The 1,783-nt window shown below is 52.6% G+C and carries 1 protein-coding gene and 1 pseudogene; one reads left to right on the top strand and one right to left on the bottom strand.

Annotation, left to right across the window (positions count from 1 at the left end):
* Window positions 1-457, bottom strand: a pseudogene (locus AC559A_RS19065) (IS1380-like element ISDth1 family transposase); the annotation flags it as partial.
* Between the two features lie 212 nt (window positions 458-669).
* Here AC559A_RS19065 and AC559A_RS19060 point away from each other — a divergent pair.
* Window positions 670-1,783: transposase (locus AC559A_RS19060; protein ID WP_498819273.1), on the top strand; the 1,114-nt coding region annotated here is incomplete at its 3' end.

Here is a 1,783-nt window from a genome sequence, read left to right as displayed (position 1 = left end):
CTTCTTTTTTGGTCTCGTCGTTGTCGTAGATCACCGGGTCGATATCCACTCGAACCCATTTCTTGTCGTCTTTTTGCAAGTACTCATGAGCCATGCCGGTCTTTTTCCAGAGCTTGACCGAGCATCCCGGAAGCATGGCCTCCAGCTCAGTGTTCAGGGCGATGCGCTGAAAGGTTTGCCTGTAGGTTTCCGCCGAAGGCACCCTGCCGATGTCAACGGCGTTCATGAAGTACCGGTTGCCTGCCAGCGGTTTGACGTGATCAAAATCAGTTTTCCCTTGGACCATCAGCCCGAGCATGGTTTTCAGGATGTTTTCTGTGGATATCTGCGGCCTACCGATGGTCACCTGCTTTGCCACAGCATCAAGACCTGCCAGTTTGGCCATCTGTCCTACGAACACCAAGCCGGCTGGCCCGGCCTGGAGGTTTTCCTTGTGAACCACCTTGGATATGCCCATACTCATCGCCCCCATCACCTGTTGGGTGAGTTTGTAAAGTTACTGCGTCGACGAGAGAACATACCGAATTAATTAATTATAATCAAGAGTGCTCTGTGTTGTAACTGTATGAGGCATGCAACAGCTTCACGGACTCAGGTTTCTCCGTCGACACTGGGAGGCCTACTAAAGATATTCAGTCCATGCTTGGATTGTTTATCATCCAAGCTCTCATGGACTTCACCGACGAGGAGGCCGTCGAGGCTTACTGCTTTTACGATACCGTCCGGTATGCCCTCGATCTGCCCAGGAACGCCTATCTTTCGCAACGGACCTACTACTCTTACAGAGCCAAGTTGCTTGGTGAGGGCCACCTAGTTTTCGAGCAGGTCTTGGAACGAATCAGTGAAAGGCTCAAGCTTGAACACGGCATCCAGCGAAAGGACTCAACCCTTGTAGGTACGCACTTGAAGCAAATGTCCAGGCTGGAACTTTTTCGAACCACGATTCAATTATTTTACAAAGAGCTGAATAAGTGCCACCCGATCATCTTTTCCCGCCTTCCTGAGAAGACCCGGGAAAGATACCTGCCGAAGAAAGACAAAGATACATGGTTTACGGCAGGCAAGCCCAGCCAGTATAAGCAAATCCTGATCGAGGCGGCCAAGGACATCCTCTTTTTGATCGATCGTTTCGCTGAACATGCCTCGGTCTCAGGCCTGGAGACGTTCCAATTGCTTCAACGGCTGGCCAGGGAGCAGATCCTGGTCCAGGACGATATCGTCGAGGTGAGACTGGACAACGAGTTCAGGGGCAGCGCCTTGAACAACCCACACGATCCCGAGGCGCGTTACGATGGCCACAAGGAAAAGGTCGGCTACCGTGTCCAGGTCACCGAAACCTGTGCCGCCAGTACGGATGAGGACAACCCCAAGATCATCACGCAGGTTGAGGTCAACCTCGCCAACACGTCCGACGTGCAAACCGTTGTCCCCGGTATCGAAAGACTGAAACAAGCCGGACTCAAACCGGATACTCTCCTGACGGACAACGGTTACGACAGCGATGACAATCACCAGGAACTCAAAAAGCACGAAGTCGACTTGGTTTGTCCGCCCACGGGGCAAGCGCCGGATGGCCTTGGAGTCCTTGATTTCGCACTCGATGAAGACGGCAAAAGAATCCAGAAATGTCCAACCAACGGATCCTGTTGGAAAAACCGCGTCAACGATAATCAAAAGTCCACGGTTTCCTACTTCGACGTCGAGACATGCCGTGCTTGCCCACATTCCTCTGAGTGCCCCGTCAAAATCACCAAGCGCAAGGCCAAGCTGACTTGGCGCTGGA

The sequence above is a fragment of the Desulfonatronum zhilinae genome (assembly GCF_900182865.1).
Lineage (GTDB): Bacteria > Desulfobacterota > Desulfovibrionia > Desulfovibrionales > Desulfonatronaceae > Desulfonatronum > Desulfonatronum lacustre.
This window is presented reverse-complemented; position numbering and strand designations above follow the sequence as displayed.